18 protein-coding genes are annotated in these 18,805 nt (G+C 70.7%); 8 read left to right on the top strand and 10 right to left on the bottom strand.

Annotated features, from left to right (window positions below):
* Positions 1-358: 358 nt before the first annotated feature.
* The 3 genes from ACTWQJ_RS24760 (at position 359) to ACTWQJ_RS24750 (ending at position 3,073) form a co-directional block, all read left to right on the top strand.
* A complete protein-coding gene (locus ACTWQJ_RS24760; protein WP_224734082.1) occupies positions 359-655 on the top strand; it encodes a hypothetical protein in 297 nt (98 codons plus the stop codon).
* 174 nt (positions 656-829) lie between these two features.
* Entirely contained in the window at positions 830-1,852 is a 1,023-nt protein-coding gene (locus tag ACTWQJ_RS24755; protein ID WP_443308783.1) for a phosphotransferase family protein, read from the top strand.
* 6 nt (positions 1,853-1,858) lie between these two features.
* The gene (locus tag ACTWQJ_RS24750) at positions 1,859-3,073 is read left to right on the top strand and encodes an acyl-CoA dehydrogenase (protein ID WP_443308782.1); all 1,215 of its coding nucleotides are present in this window, start codon (positions 1,859-1,861) and stop codon (positions 3,071-3,073) included.
* A gap of 50 nt (positions 3,074-3,123) precedes the next feature.
* On the opposite strand, the gene ACTWQJ_RS24745 is transcribed toward ACTWQJ_RS24750, so the two are convergent.
* The 3 genes from ACTWQJ_RS24745 to ACTWQJ_RS24735 form a co-directional block, all read right to left on the bottom strand.
* A complete protein-coding gene (locus tag ACTWQJ_RS24745; protein WP_443308781.1) occupies positions 3,124-3,717 on the bottom strand; it encodes a TetR/AcrR family transcriptional regulator in 594 nt (197 codons plus the stop codon).
* A gap of 159 nt (positions 3,718-3,876) precedes the next feature.
* Positions 3,877-5,535: a class I adenylate-forming enzyme family protein gene (locus tag ACTWQJ_RS24740; RefSeq protein ID WP_443308780.1), complete on the bottom strand. Its 1,659-nt coding sequence runs from the start codon at positions 5,533-5,535 to the stop codon at positions 3,877-3,879.
* Positions 5,532-6,296: an SDR family oxidoreductase gene (locus ACTWQJ_RS24735; protein WP_443308779.1), complete on the bottom strand. Its 765-nt coding sequence runs from the start codon at positions 6,294-6,296 to the stop codon at positions 5,532-5,534. Before ACTWQJ_RS24735 ends, ACTWQJ_RS24740 begins: the two co-directional genes overlap by 4 nt.
* A 248-nt stretch (positions 6,297-6,544) precedes the next feature.
* Between ACTWQJ_RS24735 and ACTWQJ_RS24730 the strand changes: the two genes are divergently transcribed.
* A complete protein-coding gene (locus ACTWQJ_RS24730; protein ID WP_443308778.1) occupies positions 6,545-7,780 on the top strand; it encodes an exo-beta-N-acetylmuramidase NamZ family protein in 1,236 nt (411 codons plus the stop codon).
* Between the two features lie 57 nt (positions 7,781-7,837).
* Here the strand turns inward: ACTWQJ_RS24730 and ACTWQJ_RS24725 are convergent, their stop codons facing one another.
* Complete coding sequence (locus ACTWQJ_RS24725) at positions 7,838-10,636, bottom strand: penicillin acylase family protein (RefSeq protein ID WP_443308777.1); 2,799 nt, start codon at positions 10,634-10,636, stop codon at positions 7,838-7,840.
* 231 nt (positions 10,637-10,867) lie between these two features.
* Here ACTWQJ_RS24725 and ACTWQJ_RS24720 point away from each other — a divergent pair, with 231 nt between their 5' ends.
* A complete protein-coding gene (locus ACTWQJ_RS24720) occupies positions 10,868-11,470 on the top strand; it encodes a hypothetical protein (RefSeq protein ID WP_443308776.1) in 603 nt (200 codons plus the stop codon).
* 103 nt (positions 11,471-11,573) lie between these two features.
* On the opposite strand, the gene soxR is transcribed toward ACTWQJ_RS24720, so the two are convergent.
* Entirely contained in the window at positions 11,574-12,083 is a 510-nt protein-coding gene (gene soxR / locus ACTWQJ_RS24715; RefSeq protein WP_443308775.1) for a redox-sensitive transcriptional activator SoxR, read from the bottom strand.
* 105 nt (positions 12,084-12,188) lie between these two features.
* On the opposite strand from soxR, the gene ACTWQJ_RS24710 reads away from it, so the two are divergent.
* A complete protein-coding gene (locus ACTWQJ_RS24710) occupies positions 12,189-12,650 on the top strand; it encodes a MaoC family dehydratase (RefSeq protein WP_443308774.1) in 462 nt (153 codons plus the stop codon).
* 3 nt (positions 12,651-12,653) lie between these two features.
* On the opposite strand, the gene ACTWQJ_RS24705 is transcribed toward ACTWQJ_RS24710, so the two are convergent.
* The 3 genes from ACTWQJ_RS24705 to ACTWQJ_RS24695 all read right to left on the bottom strand — a co-directional run bounded on the left by ACTWQJ_RS24705 (position 12,654) and on the right by ACTWQJ_RS24695 (position 14,925).
* Positions 12,654-13,298, bottom strand: coding sequence for a TetR/AcrR family transcriptional regulator (locus tag ACTWQJ_RS24705; protein WP_443308773.1), 645 nt, complete (start codon positions 13,296-13,298; stop codon positions 12,654-12,656).
* A gap of 128 nt (positions 13,299-13,426) precedes the next feature.
* Positions 13,427-13,714, bottom strand: a complete 288-nt coding sequence (locus ACTWQJ_RS24700; RefSeq protein WP_129797035.1) for a YiaA/YiaB family inner membrane protein — start codon at positions 13,712-13,714, stop codon at positions 13,427-13,429.
* A gap of 59 nt (positions 13,715-13,773) precedes the next feature.
* Positions 13,774-14,925, bottom strand: coding sequence for an acyl-CoA dehydrogenase family protein (locus ACTWQJ_RS24695; RefSeq protein ID WP_443308772.1), 1,152 nt, complete (start codon positions 14,923-14,925; stop codon positions 13,774-13,776).
* An 87-nt stretch (positions 14,926-15,012) separates the two neighbouring features.
* On the opposite strand from ACTWQJ_RS24695, the gene ACTWQJ_RS24690 reads away from it, so the two are divergent.
* The gene (locus tag ACTWQJ_RS24690; protein WP_385512995.1) at positions 15,013-15,654 is read left to right on the top strand and encodes a TetR/AcrR family transcriptional regulator; all 642 of its coding nucleotides are present in this window, start codon (positions 15,013-15,015) and stop codon (positions 15,652-15,654) included.
* Positions 15,655-15,700: 46 nt separating this feature from the next.
* Positions 15,701-16,414 carry an ArsR/SmtB family transcription factor gene (locus ACTWQJ_RS24685; protein WP_443308771.1) on the top strand — a complete coding sequence of 238 codons (714 nt, stop codon included), beginning with the start codon at positions 15,701-15,703 and terminating at the stop codon, positions 16,412-16,414.
* Positions 16,415-16,476: 62 nt separating this feature from the next.
* On the opposite strand, the gene ACTWQJ_RS24680 is transcribed toward ACTWQJ_RS24685, so the two are convergent.
* Positions 16,477-17,796, bottom strand: coding sequence for an MFS transporter (locus ACTWQJ_RS24680; RefSeq protein ID WP_443308770.1), 1,320 nt, complete (start codon positions 17,794-17,796; stop codon positions 16,477-16,479).
* A 192-nt stretch (positions 17,797-17,988) separates the two neighbouring features.
* On the bottom strand, positions 17,989-18,805 hold an 817-nt coding region (locus ACTWQJ_RS24675), incomplete at its 5' end, for a zinc-binding dehydrogenase (protein WP_443308769.1).

Genomic DNA, 18,805 nt, shown 5'->3' with positions numbered 1-18,805 from the left:
GACTCCCCCACGCTCGGCTTCTCCCCCACTCTCGACTTCGCTCGAGCGGGGGGACCCCCATGCGCGGGGGACCCCCATCGCGTCGACTCCCTCCTCCGCCTTGCAGCTGGACGCTCCCCCACGCTCGACTTCGCTCGCGCGGGGGCACCCCCATCGCCCCCGCTCACCTGCGCTGATCGGTCACCGTCTATTTGGAGTCGGCCTGATCCGCCGGACACGCCCTAGGCCCTGACCGCCGGACGGGCCCCAGTCAGCCGCGGGTGGGGTACTCGGGCGCCACGCATGCCGGATGCCCGGATATGTTCCGTTCGCGTGGCAGCCTGTCCGTCGTCATCACCCGCACCCGAAGGTGAGCGCCATGACCACCCTGCACCAGGAACACACCTCCCACACGCACACCCACGGCCCCGCCTGCGGGCACGCCGAGGTGCCGCACGGCGACCACATCGACTACGCGCACGACGGCCATCTGCACCGCGCCCACGACGGCCACTGGGACGAGTGCGAGCCTGCCGCGCACACCGCCCACGAGGGGCACGACCACCGGCACGGCGAGGACTGCGGCCACATGCGGGTCCAGCACGGCGACCACGTCGACTACCTCCACGACGGCCACCGGCACGCCGCGCACGACGATCACTGGGACGACCACTGAGGTTCTGACACCCCGGCACTGGCCGACAATCACCCCTCGACAGCTCCCCGCCGACACGCGCGGGGAGCTGTCGGCTTATCGTGGCTCCGATCACGTTCGGGCGGCCCTCTGGACTACATACCGACCGGTCGGCATCATAAGTCGGGTCCTGTTCACACGTCCGTAGGAGCGACGATGGTTGCCGACCACCCGCCAGGCCTCGACCCCGACCGGCTGCGCGGCCTGCTCGACCGCGAGCGGCCCGGCCTGGTGCACGGCCCGCTGACCGGCCGGCTGATCGAGGGCGGACGGTCGAACCTCACGTACATCGTCTCCGACGGCGTGTCGCAGTGGGTCGTACGACGGCCGCCGCTCGGTCATGTCCTGGCCACCGCGCACGACATGAAGCGCGAACACCGGGTGATCAGTGCCCTGTACCCGACGAAGGTGCCGGTGCCGCGTCCGGTGCTGCTCTGCGAGGACGAGGAGGTGCTCGGGACGCCGTTCTACGTCATGGAGTTCGTGCCCGGCACCCCGTACCGCACCGCCGAGCAGCTCGCCCCGCTCGGCCCGGAGCGCACCCGGGGCGCGGTGCTGTCGCTGGTGGACACGCTCGTCGACCTGCATGCGGTCGACCCCGACGAGGTCGGGCTCGCCGACTTCGGCCGGCCCGAGGGCTTCCTGGACCGGCAGCTGCGCCGCTGGGGCAAGCAGCTGGACGCCTCCCGCAACCGCGACCTGGCCGGCATCGACGAGCTGCACGCCGCTCTCGGCCGGGAGCTGCCCCGCTCCCCCGCGCCGGCCGTCGTGCACGGCGACTACCGGCTGGACAACGTCCTGATCGGCGAGAACGACCGGATCACGGCGGTGCTGGACTGGGAGATGTCCACGCTCGGGGATCCGCTGACCGACCTGGGCCTGCTCGTGATGTACAGCATGCCGCTGGGCATGTCCGACTCGCCCGTCTCCACCACCGCCGAGGCCCCCGGGCACCCGGATCCGGCCGAGATCGTCGAGCGGTACGCCGCCCGCTCCGGGCGTGATGTCTCGGCGATCTCCTGGTACACGGCGTTCGCCTGGTTCAAGCTCGCCGTGATCCTGGAGGGCATCCACTACCGCTACACCCTCGGCCAGACCGTCGGGCGTGGCTTCGACCGCATCGGCGACCTGGTTCCCGTCTTCATCGAGCACGGCCTGACCACCCTTCAGGAAGGCTGATCCGCCATGGACTTCGCGTTCGACGCGCGCACCGAGGAGCTGCGCGCCAAGCTGCTCGCCTTCATGGACGAGTACGTGTATCCGGCCGAGCAGGTCGCCCACGAGCAGCGCGAGCGGCTCGCCTCGCCGTGGGACACCCCGCCGATCGTCGAGGAGCTGAAGGCCGAGGCGCGCCGCCAGGGCCTGTGGAACCTCTTCCTGCCCGACGCCGAGCACGGCGCCGGGCTGACCAACCTCCAGTACGCCCCGCTCGCCGAGATCACCGGCCGCTCCCCGCAGCTCGCGCCGACCGCGACGAACTGCGCCGCGCCGGACACCGGGAACATGGAGGTGCTCGCGCAGTTCGGTGACGAGCAGCAGAAGAAGCAGTGGCTCCAGCCGCTGCTCGCCGGTGAGATCCGGTCGGCGTTCGCGATGACCGAGCCGGAGGTGGCCTCCTCGGACGCCACGAACATCACCACGCACATCGAGCGGGACGGCGACGAGTACGTCATCACCGGCCGCAAGTGGTACATCTCCGGCGCGATGAACCCGGACTGCAGGATCTTCATCGTGATGGGCAAGACGGACCCCGACGGGGCGGACATCCGCCGCCAGCAGTCCATGGTCCTGGTCCCGCGCGACACGCCCGGCGTGACCGTCGAGCGCGCCATGCAGGTCTTCGGCTACGAGGACCACTACCACGGCGGCCACGCCGAGGTGGTCTTCGACCACGCGCGCGTGCCGGTGTCGAACCTGATCGGCGAGGAGGGCGGCGGCTTCGCCATCGCCCAGGCCCGGCTCGGTCCCGGCCGGATCCACCACTGCATGCGGTTGATCGGCATGGCCGAGCGGGCGATCGAGCTGATGTGCCGACGGGCCGTCTCCCGCACGGCCTTCGGCAAGCCGCTGGCCCAGCAGGGTGTGGTCCACAACTGGATCGCGGACGCGCGCGTCGCCGTGGAGCAGCTGCGCCTGCTGGTGCTGAAGACGGCCTGGATGATGGACACGGTCGGCAACCGGGGCGCCCACACGGAGATCCAGGCCATCAAGATCGCCACGCCCCGGACGGTCGTCGACATCCTCGACAAGGCGATCCAGCTGCACGGTGCGGGCGGTGTGAGCCAGGACTTCCCGCTGGCCGAGCTGTACGCCGGCGCACGGACGCTGATGATCGCCGACGGACCCGACGAGGTGCACCAGCGGTCGCTGGCGCGGCGGGAGCTGAAGAAATACCTGTGAGCGCATGAGTAAGGGGCGGCCTTCATGGAGGCCGCCCCTTACGTCCAGGTTCAGGGCCGCAGTGCACGCAGCAGCAGATCCGCCAGCTGGTCGGCGACCTCCTGCGGGCTGAGCGGGCCGTCGGGCCGGTACCAGGTCGACAGGTGGTGCACGGACCCGAAGTGGTAGTCCACCACCAGGTCCGCCGGGGTCTCCTTGGAGAAGACGCCCGCCTCCTGGCCCTCCTCGATCAGCGCACGGAAGCGTTCGTGGTAGCGCCGGCGCTCCGCACGCACCTGCTTGTTCTTCTCCGGGCTCAGGTGATGCATGGAGCGGAAGAAGATCATGGCGTCGTCGAGGTTCTCGATCGTCGTGACCACGACGTCGGCCGCCGCGGCCCGCAGCCGCTTCTCGACCGGCTCGTCGGCGCCCGCGAAGGCGTCGAGACGCTCCTGCTGGACGCGCAGCACGCGCGCGTACACCTCGTGCAGAAGGTCGTCCTTGGAGCCGAAGTAGTGGTACAGCGCCCCCTTGGTGACGCCGGCCGCCTCGACGATCTCCTGCACCGAGGTGCGGTCGTAACCCCGCTCCGCGAAGAGCCGAGTGGCGGCGGCCAGCAGCCGCTGCGGCACAGGAGCCCCGTCTCCGTCCGTCGTCCTGGGCACTGCCGCCACCTGCCTTCCGTGATGTCCTACTGACTTTCGTGCGCCCTTTTCCTGGTCGTTCGCCTACGGGGCGCTGAAGCCGGTGTCGAGACCCCGACCGTGCTCAGCCCTTCGGGCCTCCGCGCGGTCGCGGTCTCGACGCCGGCGCGCCCCTTCGGCTCACTCCCGGCGGGAACGCAATTCCCGACGGAGGATCTTCCCACTCGCCGTCTTCGGCAAGTCGGGCAGGATCTCCACCTGCCGCGGGTACTTGTAAGCGGCCAGTCTCTCCTTGCAGTACGCGGCGAGCGCATCCGGGTCCGGATCGGCCCCCGGGCGGAGGCTGATGTAGGCCTTGACCGTCTCGCCGCGGTACCCGTCGGGGACACCGACGACGGCCGCCTCGCGCACCGCCGGGTGGGTGTAGAGCACGTCCTCGACCTCGCGCGGCCACACCTTGAAGCCGGACGCGTTGATCATGTCCTTCTTGCGGTCGACGACATACAGCCAGCCCTCGGCGTCCATGAACCCGATGTCCCCGGTGCGCAGCTCGCCGTCGGGGAAAGTCTCGGCGGTGGCGTCGGGGCGCCGCCAGTAGCCGGGCACGACCTGGGGCCCACGGACGACGATCTCACCCTGCTCCCCGAACGGCATCTCCGCCCCCTGGTCGTCGACGATGCGTACGACGGTGTCCGGCCCCGGCACACCCACGGCCAGCGTCCCCGACGCCGGGTCGACGGGCGCCTCCCGGCCGGGCGGGACGGAGGCACAGGGAGCGGTGCACTCGGTGAGCCCGTAGCCGTTGCGGATGTACGGACCGAAGCCGGCGCGGAACTTCTCCACCAGGGCGGGCGGCAGCGGGGCGCCGCCGGAGGAGATGATCCGGAAGGACGAGAAGTGGTCCGGGGTGACGGACGGGTGGGCGGCCAGCGCCATGAAGGCGGTGGACGGGCCGACCGTGTAGTGCGGCCGGTGTGCGGCGAACGCGTCGAGCACGACGCCCGCCTCGAACCGGTACGCCAGCACCAGCGTGCCCGCGCTGTTGAGACAGGCGCCGAACTGGCACACCATGCCGGTGATGTGGAACAGCGGCGCCATCGCGAAGTAGACCGGCGCCTCGGGCAGCCCGAGGCCGGTCCGCTGGCGCTCGGCGTTGTACATGATGTTGCCGTGGGTGTTGGTGGCGCCCTTGGGGGTGCCGCTGGTGCCCGAGGTGTAGCTGATCAGCGCGATGTCGTCCGGGCCCGGATCGCGGCCCTCCGGCGCCTTGTGCCCCTGTCGGGCGACGGCCGTGAGGTCGTCGGCGTCCGGGGCCTTCGGCAGCCGCTCGAAGCCCAGCAAGCGCGCGTCGTGCCGGGTTTGGAAGTCCAACTCACAGGCGGTGAGCACGATCCGCACCGGCGAGTCGGCCGCCGTGTCGCGCAGATACGACTCCCAGGCCCGGTCGGAGCAGATCAGCGCGGCCACCTCGCCGTCCCGCAGGACATGGCCGACCTCCCCCGACTTGTACATGGGGTTGACCGGCACGACGACCGCGCCCGCCTTCCAGGCGCCGAGCACGGCCAGCACGAAGTGCGGCGAGTTCTGCAACAGGACGGCGACCCGGTCGCCGCGCTCCAGACCGCGCGCGGCGAGGTGCCCGGCGACGGAATCGGTGAGCTCGTCGACGTCGCGGTACGTCAGGCGCCCGTCGAAGTAGGCGAGGAACGTACGGTCCGGCGCTTCGCCCATGACCCTGCGCAGGGCGTGCACCAGGGAGTCGGCGGGGTCGATCGGGGCGCGCTGGGCGTCGTCGAGCAGGTCCAGCCAGGGCTTGGCCTCGTACCTGGAGCCGGTCACCGGGCCGCCTCCCACTTCTGCTGGATGTGGTTCATGTTGGTCAGCCAGCGGTCCGGGTCGGTGGCCCGGGCCTGGTAGTACCCGGCGACCTCGGGGTGCGGCAGGATCAGGAAGCGGTCCTCCTCGATGCCCTTGAAGAGGGCGTCCGCCACGTCCTCGGGCTCGATCGCGGTCGGCACCAGCACCAGGTCGCCCGCGCTGCCGGTACCGGCCAGCATGTCGGTGCGCACGCCCTGCGGGCAGATCGCGTGGACCTTCAGGCCTCGGTGGCGGTAGGTCAGGGACAGCCACTCGGCGAAGGCGTAGGCGCCGTGCTTGGTGACGGCGTAGGGCGCGGCGCCGATCATGGTGAGCAGCCCGGCGGCGGAGACGGTGGACACGAAACGCCCGCTGCCGCGCTCCAGCCAGTCCGGCAGCAGCGCCTGCGCTGCACGGACGTGAGCCATCACGTTGACGTCCCAGGCGAGCGCCCAGACGTCCTCGCCGGCCGCCGCGGAACCGCCGGAGGCGACGCCGGCGTTGGCGCAGTAGACGTCGACCGTGCCGCCGAGAGCGTCCCGCGCCGCGCCGACGATCGCGGAGGCGTCGCCGGGGACGGCGATCCCGCCGACCTCCTCGGCCACCGCCGCGGCCTTGCCGGCATCCAGGTCGTTGACGACGACACGCGCCCCTTCGGCGGCGAACCGACGGGCCAGCGCGGCCCCGATCCCGCCCCCCGCCCCGGTGACGACGACTCCCGCATCCTTCACGGCTCCCACCATCGGTCTCCTTCGACGCGACACGACACGGCTCTGCGGAACGCCAGACTAACCAGTCGGTATGTAATAAAGGAAGGGCAGCTGCAACGCCCGAGGGACGCGGGGCGGCTCCGCCGCGATGGGGGTCCCCCCCGCTCATGGGCCCCCCGCTCATGGGGCCCCCGCGCGAGCGAAGCCGAGAGTGGGGGAGCGACAAGCCGCATACGGCACGCACCCTCCCCACTGCCCGGCGGAGCCCCTACCGTGACCCCATGCGCCTGTCCAGACGAAGTCTGCTCGCAGCAGCCACAGTGACCGCGTCACTGTCCACCCCCGCAGCAGCCGCACCCGACCGCCACAAGCACATCCGTACCGGCTTCGAGAATCTTGCCGCAAACGCCTACGCCCAGCTCAGCGGCCAGCGCACCGGCATCGTCACCAACCCCACCGGCATCACCCGCGACGTACGCCACATCGTCGACGTCATGCATGCCGACGACCGGGTGAACCTGACCGCCGTCTTCGGCCCGGAGCACGGTTTCCGCGGCACCGCCCAGGCCGGCGGCTCCGAGGGCCGCTACGACGACCCGGCGACCGGACTGCCGGTGTACGACACGTACCTGAAGAGCGGTCAGCCCCTCGCCGACATCTTCACGGCGTCGGACGTGGACACCGTCGTCTTCGACATCCAGGACGTCGGCGCACGCTTCTACACGTACATCTGGACCCTCTACGACTGCATGGAGGCGGCCAGGCTCGCGGGCAAGCGGTTCGTCGTGCTGGACCGCCCGAACCCCGTGACCGGGCGTTCGGCCGAAGGACCGGTGCTGCACAAGGAGTTCGCGACGTTCGTCGGCCGGCAGCCGATCTCCCAGGCGCACGGGATGACGGTCGCGGAACTGGCGCGGCTGTTCAACAAGGAGTTCCTGACCGCGCCGGTGGAACTGGACACCGTACGGATGACCGGCTGGAAGCGGTCGGAGTTCCACGACGCCACCGGGCTGCCATGGGTGCCGCCGAGCCCCAACATGCCGACGCCCGACACCGCCCTCGTGTACGCGGGAACGTGTCTCTTCGAGGGCACCAACCTCTCCGAGGGGCGCGGCACCACCCGCCCGTTCGAACTGCTCGGCGCGGAGGGCATCGACGGGCGCTGGGCCGCCGCCGTGAACGAACTCGCCCTGCCGGGCGTGCACTTCAGGGAGGCGTACTTCGCGCCCACCTTCTCCAAGTTCCAGGGGAAGACCGTCGGAGGCGTGCAGCTCCACGTGCACGACCGGAACGCCTACGACCCGGTGCGCACCGGAGTCGCCCTCCTCGTGACGGCCAGGAAGGTCTGGAGCGGATTCGCCTGGCGTTCCGACAACTGGATCGACAAGCTGACCGGCTCCACCCTCGTCCGCACGATGATCGACGCCGGTGCGAACGCCGACGAGGTGGTGGCGGTTTGGCAGTGGGGACTTGCGGCGTTCCGACGGGGACGCAGGGAGGACCTGCCCTATCGTTGAGCCGCGTTGCTCCGGCGCGGCGGGCCGTATCGTCCGGCCCGCCGCGCCGGACGAGGGTCACCGGTGTGAGGTGAACTCCACGACCTGCTGGTACGTCGGCCGGTTCTGCCAGCTGATTCCGCGGTGGCCGATGCCGCCGAGCGGGCGGTGGACGACCGAGTCGGCACACCACTGGTCGCCCGCCGAGCAGGCGTCGTCACCGGGGTAGACCTGGGCGGCGGTCCTGCCGGCCGCCTCCTTCAAGGTGCTGATCAGGGTGTCCCGGCAGGCGCTGAGGCTGCCGTCGCCGCAGTACGTCCTGGCCAGCGGTCCCTGCACCTGCTCGCCGAGCACCGACCGGATGTCCTTGTCGACATAGCTCCACCACCCGTACTGGTAGGCGCTTCCGGCGTGTGCGCCGGTCGGGCCATGGGCGGCCGACGGGGACTCGTCGACCGGGAGGTTGGCGGTGAAGGCGCTGTACAGGTCGCTGCCGAGGCCGGGTTCGAACTCGGCCTTCACCAGCAGCGGCCACCAGGCGTCCAGGATGCGGATCGCGTCGGCGTGGGCGTAGGTGTGCGAACCGGCCGACGTCTCCGTACGCCGTGACCCGGCCGACACCCACGCGGACAGTTTGCTCACCGCCGCCGCGGCCGCCGGGTCCGTCACCGGCGAGCTGTTGATCACCTTCAGCAGCTTCGGCAGCACGTCCTCCGCGCGCAGGTCCGCGAGCCCCGCCTCGGCCATCGCCTTCACCAGCGAGGCGCGCGTCACGCCACCGGCGTCCACCAGCTTCTGCACCCGGTCGTCCAGCAGATTGCCGCGGTGCACCGACCCGTTGCCCCAGGGCGCGGCGGCGTAGTCCTCGGCCTGCTTGTTGTTCCAGGAGATGTAGTAGTCCTGGTCGATCGAGTTCGGGTGCTGGGAAGGCGGAGTGTAGGAGGCGGTGTTGGTGTCCGGGTTCCAGTTCCGCCACTCGTACGCCGGTTGCGCCCAGGCCGGGAACTCGGCGTCGACGCCGTTCGCGCGCACCGGGTTGTCGCCGCTGTTGTAGTACGCGGTGTGCTCGGAGTCGGCGTAGAACCAGTTGAAGGTGTAGTTGATGTGCTGCACCGCGCTCTGGAAGCTCTCCGGACCCTTGACGTGGTCGGGGTCGTTCAGCATCTGGAAACCGATGATGGAGTCGGCCTCGTGCAGGAAGGAGGAGCGCAGGGTGGTGTAGGCGACCTTCTTGCCGTCGACGGTCGCGCGATGGGTGACCGGGCCGTACTTCGTGCGCCAGACGCGCATCGTGTACGAACCGGCGGCGGTGCCGTCGGCCACGGTCGGCTTCCAGGCGTTCTTCTGCTCCACCTTCTGCATCGGCGTGCAGGTGCCGCGGTACAGGTAGTGATAGTCGTCCTGGCAGAGCTCGACGGCGTACGTGTCGATGATGTCCTGGCCGGAAGTGGTCGCGCTCCAGGCGTAGTCCTGGCCACGGCCGAGTTCGACGTAGAAGCTCAGGCCCGCGAAGGAGGCGCCGCGGGCGCTGATGCCCGGGCCCTGGATCTCCTGGAGCATCAGCAGCTGCGGGGCGAAGTAGCCGGTCTGCGGGCCGAAGACGGCGATCGGGTGACCGCTCGCGGTGTGCTCGCCGCTCACCACGAGGGCGTTGGACATACCGCGCTTGGCGGAGGTGACGGCGTTCGCGGCGGCGTCGGCCGAGGCGCCGGCGGCACCCGGGGAAGCCGCGCTGCCCGTACGGTCGAAGACCAGCTCCTCGCGGGTCACCGAACCGGCGTCGGGCAAGGCCTCGCCCTGTGGGTCGGCGGGCTTCCGGCCGTACGGGAAGCTGCCGTCGTGGACGGTGAGGACGGCCTCGGGGTCGTTGCGCTCCCGGAAGGACTCCCACACCTTGGTGCCCTCGGTGACGCCGTACTTGGACTGGGCGGCGAGCAGCGAGAGCGCGTTGTTGACCTCACCGCCGCCGCCGGAGCCGAACAGCGCGCCGATGACGGAGGCCAGCGCGACCAGGTCGGTGGGCTTGAAGTGCGCGATCGTGCCGGCGTTGGTGACGGAGTCCTTGTGGCCGGTCAGGACGTACTCGCCGGGGAAGTAGCGGCCGCTGTCGGAGGCGTCGATGTAGGCGTTGATGCCGTCGACGTAGGCGTTGACGTCGGCGAGGGCCTGCCGGCCGCGCTCGCCGTTCGAGGCGGCGGCGTTGTCTATCTGCGCCTGCAGATCGGCCTCGGTGTACGGCGCGTTGCGCCAGAACTCCTGCTCAAGGCCCTGGTTGGAGGCGGCGCCGCCCGCGAAGGAGGTGAGCTGTCCGCGCCCGACATGACGGAAGACGTCCATCAGCCACAGCCGGTCCTCGGCCGCCGCATAGCCGGCGCCGAACTCCGTGCCGTATCGAGTGGTACCGGTGATGTGCGGTACGCCCGTCTTCTTGTCGCGGACGATCGTCACGTCGCTGCGGCCGGCGGGCCTGACGGTGGAGGCGATCTGATCGGCGGGGACCCCGAACGACGCGTCGTTGAAGAAGGTGTTGATCGTGGCGTCGGTGAGCGTGGAGTAGCCGGTGGCCAGGGAGGCGTACGGGCCGAGTTGGTCCTCGGCGTGGGCGGGCTGGGTGCCGAAGGCCTGGTGGAGGAGGATCTGTGCGAGGGTGGCGTTGCCGTTCTGGCCGGGCGGCAGGATGTCCGAACACTGGTTGCCGCAGTGGTCGGTGACGGCCGCGGCATCAGCGGCAGGCGCCTCGGGGGCAGCGGCCGCCTGGGAAAGCGGGGACAAAAGGCCTGCAATCAGGACGCATACGGATGCGGTCTTCAGGAACCCGAGGGATCTGCGGGGAGTTCTCAGTCTGTCGAGCGCGTTGCGTGGGGTGCGCCGTGGCATGGCAGCTCCTCCCGACGGGGGTGGGCGGGATGTTACCGCCGGTTATCCCCGAGTTTGAAGATGAACATGCGTCACTTTCGGGAGTCGAAAGGACCGGCTGAGAGCGGCAGTTGGAGACGGAGGACATCGGATGGAGCCGATTCGCTTGTCGATACGTCTATTCGGAGACGTCCGTACGACGACGCCGAAGTGACCGAAGTACAGGTGCAGGTGTGACGGAGGTGCAGGGCGATGGCCGGTTTCCGGAGTCTGGCGAGACAGGTACGCGACCCTCGGTGCGATCTGGCGCTACGGCGCTATTCGCTGCGCAAGTGCCTTGAACGGTTCGCCCCCTACGGACACAGGGCGACCTGGGACCACTTGTGCTCCCGGGCCGGGTTCGGCCCGGAGGACCGGTCTCCCGAACCGGCGCGGCTCGTGGCCGCGTTGGAGGAGCTGGAGGAGGCGCGGGCGGTATGGCTCGCCTACGAGGTCGAGTTCGCCGAGCGCCGCAAGAAGGAGAAGCACGACGGGCTGCGCAGTCCGGGCACGGTGGACGACTGGCACCGGCTGACCTGGGGCGGTTTCGGTGTCGCCTGGTGCGACGACCCGCGGCTCCACCCGGTCGAGCCGCTGGCGGAGGTACTGCGCCGGCTGATCGCCGCGTTGGAGCGCGAGCCCGGATCGGCGTGCCCGGTGTGCGGCGGGGAACGCCTCGTCTGGAAGTACGACCTGGACCACGAACCGTCGTCGGGTCCGGTCTGCACGGACTGCGGGATCCTGGTGCCGCGTCCCGTGCTCACGCCCGAGGCCCTGGCGTACGCCAGGCGCGAACGGCTGCTGATGTCCGCCTGAGGATACAGGTACTCAACGGGGGACAACGGGGGCAAAGGGGGACAAAGAGGGGACAGTTGGAGGCGGTGAGACGCACCCGGACCACCTCCCGTCGGCAGCCCCCTCAGCTGCAGTCCCCGGACTCCCGCTGCCGCGGCCTGCCCTGCGGCCGGCCTCCCCCTCGCTCCACCATCAGGCGGGAGCCCGACTGGCGTTCACCGAAGGCGTCATCGGGGTTGGACAGGATGCAGGTGTCCAGGGAGAGGCAGCCGCAGCCGATGCAGTCGGTGAGGTGGTCGCGGAGGCGGTTGAGCTGCTTGATGCGCTCGTCCAGTTCAGAGCGCCAGGCCTCGGAGAGGCGGGCCCAGTCCTCCCGGGTGGGCGTGCGTTCCTCGGGGAGCTCGGCGAGGGCCTCACGGATCGTGGCGAGCGGAATGCCGACGCGCTGGGCGGCGCGGACGAAGGCGACGCGGCGCAGCGTGTCACGGGTGTAGCGGCGCTGGTTGCCGGCGGTGCGACGGCTGCTGATCAGACCCTTGGACTCATAGAAGTGCAGGGCGGAGACGGCGGCGCCGCTGCGCACGGAGAGCTGGCCGACCGTGAGCTCGTGGATCTTCTCGGGAATCTTGGGCACTCCTCCGACCCTACCGACCCGCCATGACCGACCGTCCGTTGACATGGGCTCCCGATCGCACCATGCTAAGCAGTCGCTTAGACAAGCTACGCGAGAGGCCGGGACATGGCAGAGCCAAGGATCTTCACGTCCGTCGACGAGCTGAAGGCGGCGGTGGGCGAGCAGCTGGGGTACACGGACTGGCTGGAGGTCGACCAGAAGCGGATCGATCTGTTCGCCGAGGCAACCGGTGATCATCAGTGGATCCATGTCGATCCGGAGAAGGCCGCCGCAGGTCCGTTCGGTACGACCATTGCGCACGGCTATCTGACGCTGTCGCTGCTGCCGTTGTTCGGCCCGCAGCTGATCGCCGTCGAGGGCGTGAAGATGGGCGTCAACTACGGCACCAACAAGGTCCGTTTCCCCTCCCCCGTCCCGGTCGGCTCCCGGCTGCGCGCCACCGCGCGGATCACCGGCGTCGAGGACGTGCCGGGCGGGGCACAGGTGACGGTCGCCTTCACCGTGGAGCGCGAGGGCGGGGACAAGCCGGTGTGCGTCGCCGAGTCGGTGGCGCGGTACTACGTCTGAGGTCTACTTCTCGGCGCCCGGCGTCCGCTGCGCCCCCACCATCCGCAGGACGAGGTCGGCGTACATCGCGCCGACCTCGTCGGGCGTCCAGCGGCCCTGGACATTGAACCAGCGAGCCACGTCGATGCAGAGCGAGAGCACGGCGAGGGTGGTGCCCCGCACGTCGAGCACGTCGAACTCGCCCGCCGCGAGGCCGTCCTCGATGATGCCGCGTACCTCGGCGTCGCACTGTCGCCGCAGTGCGACGATCTCGGCGCGGGCCTCGGGTCCGAGGGAGTCCAGTTCGTACTGGACCACGCGCGCTGTCGTGCGGCCCCCGGCGTGCCAGCGAACGAAGGAACTCACCGCGTCGGCGAGCCGCTCGGTCGCGCTGCCCTCACGCCGGGCCGCCGTGCGCAGGATGTCGAGGGCCCTTTCGTGGCCGATCCTGCTGATGCGGTGCAGCAGCTCTTCCTTGGTCTTGTAGTGGATGTAGAGCGCGGCCGGGCTCATGCCGGCGCGGCCCGCGATGTCACGGGTCGTCGTGGCGTGATAGCCGCGCTCGGCGAAGGCCTCCACGGCGGCGATCAGCAGTCGCCGGGCCGCGTCAGGGGTGACCTCGGCCCACGGCTGCATCTCGCCGCCGGCCGTCTCCTCCGCCGTACTCATCGCCTGTTCGCCCCTCTCGCCCGCCCGTCACCCACCACCGCCCTCAACGGAGGCCCTTCGGGCCGCACCTTTAATCGGGCGAGACACCACCATACCGCCGAAGCTGAGCGAGCGCTTAGGGCGCCCGCTCAGAGCTTCTCGAAGGGGTCGTGCTCGGCGAGCAGCTTCTCCAGCCGCGCCTGGTCGACCCGGCTGACGATCTGCCCGGCCTCCTGCCGGTCCCGGATGACCTTGGCGAGCGTGAAGGCGGACGTGACGAGATAGAGGACGGCGATGCCGAGGAAGCCGCGCACCCATGGATCGGCCTCGAGCTGGAAGATACCGACGGCCGTGGCGGCCAGGGCGACGGCGAACGACGCGACGGCCTGACCGTAGAAGGCGGCCGTGCTCTGCTGTTTGACCGGTGTGTCACTCATGGGGACAAGCGTCCGCAGATGTGACGCTGCCCACATCCGCTCAGGTACTCAGAAGGTACTCAGAACGCCGAAACCCCGGTCAGCGCCCGGCCGATGAGCAGCTTCTGGATCTGGCTGGTGCCCTCGTAAAGGGTCATCACGCGGGCGTCACGCAGCAGCTTGCCCACCGGGTACTCGTCGATGTAGCCGTAACCCCCGAAGACCTGGAGGGCGTTGTTGGCGGCGCGGACGGCCGCCTCCGAGGCGAAGAGCTTGGCCTTGGACGCCTCGGTGGTGAAGGGCAGGCCGCGGTCGATCAGGTCGGCCACCCACCAGGTCAGCAGCCGGGCGGCGTCGACATCCACGGCTATGTCGCTGAGGAGCTCCTGCACGAGCTGGTGATGGGCGATGCTCCGGCCGAACTGCTCGCGCTCGCCGGCGTACCGCACCGCCGCGTCCAGCGCGGCCTGCGCTATGCCGACACAGCCCGCCGCGACCGACATCCGCCCCTTGGCGAGCGCGGACATGGCGACGGAGAACCCCTTGCCCTCCTCTCCGAGCATCGCGGAGGCCGGGACGCGGACGTCCTCAAGGACCAGCTCGGCGGTGGCCTGGCCGCGCAGGCCGAGCTTGCCGTGGATGGTGCGGCGGGTCAGGCCGGGAGCGGAGGCCGGCACGAGGAAGGCGGAGACACCCTTGTGGCCGGGGGCGTCCGTGGAGCGGGCGAACAGCAGGACGACATCCGCCCACGTCCCGTTCGTGATGAACATCTTGGTGCCGTTGATCACGTAGTCGTCGCCGTCGCGGACCGCGCGGGTGGCGAGGTTCCCGGCGTCGGATCCGGTGCCCGGCTCGGTGAGGCCGAAGCAGCCGACGTACTCCCCGGAGGTGAGCCCCGGCAGCCACCGCCGCTTCTGCTCCTCGCTCCCCCGGGCGGCGATCGTCTTGGCGACCAGGCCCAGCGAGACGGACACGATCCCGCGCACGGACGAGTCCCCGCGGCCGAGTTCCTCCGTCACCAGGCAGTACGCGAGATGGTCGCCGCCCGAGCCGCCGTACTCCTCGTCGACGGTCAGCCCGAGGAACCCGACCTCACCGAGCTTCTTGACGATGCCGCGGTCCACCTCCTCGGCACGGTCCCAGGTGATGACGTTCGGGGCGATCTCGCGGTCCACGAAGTCCCGGGCGAGCTGCCGTACGGCGGTCTGCTCCTCGCTGAGCTCGAGGTTCATGACGGGTCACCCCACAGATCGAAAGTCGAACAGTTGGCATTTAAATTAGCACTGCTAGTTTCCAGTCGCAGCCCTACTATGTGCGCCATGGCCCGACCGCGCAAGCCCCTGCTCAGCACCGAACGGATCGTCGAGACGGCCCGCGCGCTGGTGGACACGGAGGGCCTGGCGGCCGTCTCCACCCGCCGGCTCGCCGCGGAGCTGGGGGTGAGCGGGCCCTCGCTCTACAACCACTTCCGCACCAAGGACGAGATCCTGGAGGCGGTCGCGGACTCGGTGAGCGCCCAGGTCGATCTGTCGATGTTCGAGGACGGCCGGGACTGGCGGACCGCGCTGCACGACTGGGCCGTCTCCTACCGGGCCGCGCTGCGCGACCACCCGAACATCGTCCCGGTCCTCGCCCGCGGCCCCGGCCGCCGCCCGGCCGCGCTGCGTCTCGCGGACGCGGTCTACGGCGCGATGGTCGAGGCCGGCTGGCCACCCGCGCAGGCCACCTCCATCGGCGCGCTGATGCGGTACTTCATCATGGGCTCCGCACTGGGCTCGTTCGCCGGAGGGTTCGTGGACGACGTGAGCGCATACGACCCCGCCGACTACCCGCACCTCGGGCAGGCCCATCTGCTGGCCGAGCGGCAGGAGAAGATCGACGAGCGCGCCTTCGAGACCGGCCTCGCGGCCCTGCTGGACGGGTTGGCGCAGCAGTACGAGCAGGTAGCACGGCCTGCGTAGAGACGGTTCGGTGGGCACCGAAAGACGAGTGCACCATGCTGGGTGCATGACCTCCAGGGATCCCCGGGCGCCGGAGCTTGCGCGGCTCGCCGGACTGATCGCCGACGAGACGCGCGCCGCGTGTCTGCTGGCGCTGCTCGACGGGCGGGCGTGGACCGCCGGTGAGCTGGCGCGGCATGCGGGGGTGGCCGCGTCGACGGCGAGTGAGCATCTGCACCGGCTGGTCGCGGGCGGAGTGCTGGCCGAGGAGCGGCAGGGGCGGAACCGGTACGTGCGGCTGGCCGACGCGCGGGTCGCACAGTTGGTGGAGGATCTGGCCGCGCAGGTCGCGCCCGGTGCCGTGGTCCGACGGCCGCGTGGGCTGCGCGAGACGAGTGCCGGGTCGGCCATGGCCCGCGGCCGTACCTGCTACGACCATCTCGCCGGGCGGCTCGGCATCGCGGTCACCGATGCGTTGACCGCGCGCGGACTGCTGCTGCAGGACACCGGGTTCGCGCTCACGGACGCCGGACTGCGGTGGTTCGACTCCGCGGGCATCGCCCTCGACCGCACGAGCCGCCGCCCGCTGGCCCGCGCATGCCTGGACTGGACCGAACGCCGCCCACACCTCGCCGGCGTCGCGGGCGCGGCCCTGTGCCGGCACGCCCTCGACGCCGGCTGGTGTGTGCGCATCGGCTCCGAGCGGGCGGTGAAGGTGACGCCGGAAGGTGAGGGCGCCCTGTCCGAACTGCTCGGCATCGAGGCGGGAGCGCTGCGCTGAGCGCCGGCCGCGGGCTGCGGCGCCTTTTCCAAAGCGACGCCGCAGCCCGAGACAGGTCGGGATCAGCGTGAACGTGCCCTGTCCGCAAGAACCTTGATGGACAGCAGCGCGATCACGGCGAGGCCGATGATGTAGGCGGACACCGCCATCGACGTGTCCGTCGCCTCCAGGAGCAGCACCATCACGAAGGGGGCGAGGCCCCCGCCGAACACGGCCGCGATCTGGTAGCCGAGGGAGGCGCCGGTGTAGCGCATCTCGGGCGTGAACAGCTCGGCGAACAGGGCGGCCTGGGGGCCGTACATGATGCTGAGGAAGCAGCTGGCGACGAACGTGCCGACCGCGAGCCACAGCAGCGATCCGGTGTCGATCAGCAGGAACAGCGGCACGGCCCACAGCGCGATGCCGGCCGCGCCGAGCGCGTAGATCCGGATGCGGCCGACGCGGTCGGACAGCGCGGCGGAAGCCGGGATGAGGACGAGCTGGGTGAGGCTGACACAGAGGGAGACGGTGAGCACCGCGGCGCGTTCCATGTCGAGTTCGCGGGTCGTGTAGTCGAGGACGCCGGTGATGAGGATGTAGAACGTCGCGGTGTTCACGGCGAAGGAGCCTCCGGCGAGGAGGACCGTGCCGAGGTGGTGGCGCAGGATCGTGCGCAGCGGGGAGCTCTGCTCCGACTTCTCCTTCTCGGCCAGCGCCCTTTCCGCCTCGCGGAACTCGGGGGTCTCCTCGACGCGGGTGTGGATGTACCAGGCGAGGGCGAGGACGAGGATGCCGACCAGGAAGGGGGCGCGCCAGCCCCACGCCACGAACGCGGACTCCGTGGTGAGCGCGCCGGCCAGCAGGAAGACGGTGTTGGCGGTGACCACGCCGATGGGGACGCCGAGTTGGACGACGCTGCCGTAGACACCGCGTTTGCCCTCGGGGGCGTACTCGGTGGCGAGCAGCATCGCGCCGCCCCACTGCGCGCCGACCGCGACGCCCTGGGCGACGCGGAGGGCGACGAGAAGGATCGGGGCGGCCACGCCGATCGTCTCGTACGTGGGCAGCAGGCCGATGCCGGTGGTGGCGACGCCCATCAGCGTGAGCGCGAGGACCAGCATCGGCTTGCGGCCGCGCCGGTCGCCGAGGTGGCCGGCGACGATGCCGCCGAGGGGGCGGGCGAGGAAGCCGACGGCGAAGGTGGCGAAGGCGGCGAGTACTCCGGCGGTGGGGCTGCCGGCCGGGAAGTACAGATCGCCGAGGACGAGAGCGGCGGCGATGCCGAAGACGAAGTAGTCGTACCACTCGACGGCCGAGGCGAGGGCGGCTGCGGTGGCGACCCGGCGGCGGTTCGGGGTGGCTGGGGCGGTGGTGAGCGGCTGGGCGGAAGGTGCGGTGTCCATGCGTGCACACTCCGGTGGGTGCGGGGACGGAACAGGGGGTGGCTCGGGTTCCGGGAACGTACTGACCGGACGGTATGGCCGTCAACGGGTCGTGCAGCAGGAGTTTTGCCTGCGCATGGCACCGAGAACGACGTGCGGGCATGCCGAAGCCCCGGCCCACCCGCAGGGGCCGGGGAGCGCGGGGCGGCCGGGCTAGAAGACCACCAGGGCCCTACCGCCCTTCCCCGCCGACATGTTCTCGAAGGCCGCCGGAATGCCGTCCAGGGCGATGTGTTCGGTGACCAGCGCTGTCAGGTCGAGGCGGCCGGAGCGGACGTGGTCGGCGAGGACGGGGAGGTCCTGCTCGGGGTTGGAGTTGCCGTAGACGCAGCCGGAGAGGGTGCGGCCCCAGTGGAAGATCTCCAGGGCGTTGAAGGTGACCTGCTGGTCCTTGCCGCCGATGCCCACCACCGTCGTCCGGCCGCCACGGCGGGTCGACTCCCACGCCGTGCGGATGGTGACCGCGCGGCCGACGCACTCGACGGCGACGTCGACGCCCTGCTTGGCGGTGCGGGCGCGGATCTCGCGGGGGGTGTCGTCGGAGGCGAGGACGTAGTCGGTGGCGCCTGCGGCGCGGGCCAGTTCCTCCTTCTGCGGGGAGACGTCCACCGCGATGATCCGGGACGCGCCCGCGATCCGGGCCGACTGGAGGGCGGCCAGGCCGACGCCGCCCACCCCGAACACGGCGACCGTCTCGCCGGGCCGGACCCGCGCCGAGTGGTGCACGGCGCCGTAGCCGGTGAGCACCGCGCAGCCGAGGAGGGCCGCGTCGGTGAGCGGGACGCCGGGCGGGGCGGGCAGGGCGCAGGAAGCGGAGACCACCGTCTCCTCCGCGAACGCGGCCACGTTCAGCCCGGGGTACAGCTCCGCGCCGTCGCGGGAGCGGTGGGCGTGGACGTCGGCGGCACCGTTGAGGGCGTTGGCGCACAGCCAGACCTCGCCGAGCGTGCAGGCGGGGCATGTGCCGCAG

It is taken from the genome of Streptomyces sp. KR55 (assembly GCF_052245645.1).
GTDB classification, from domain to species: domain Bacteria; phylum Actinomycetota; class Actinomycetes; order Streptomycetales; family Streptomycetaceae; genus Streptomyces; species Streptomyces flavusporus.
Note: the sequence above shows the minus strand (reverse complement) of the source record. Positions and strands in the feature narration are given on the sequence as shown.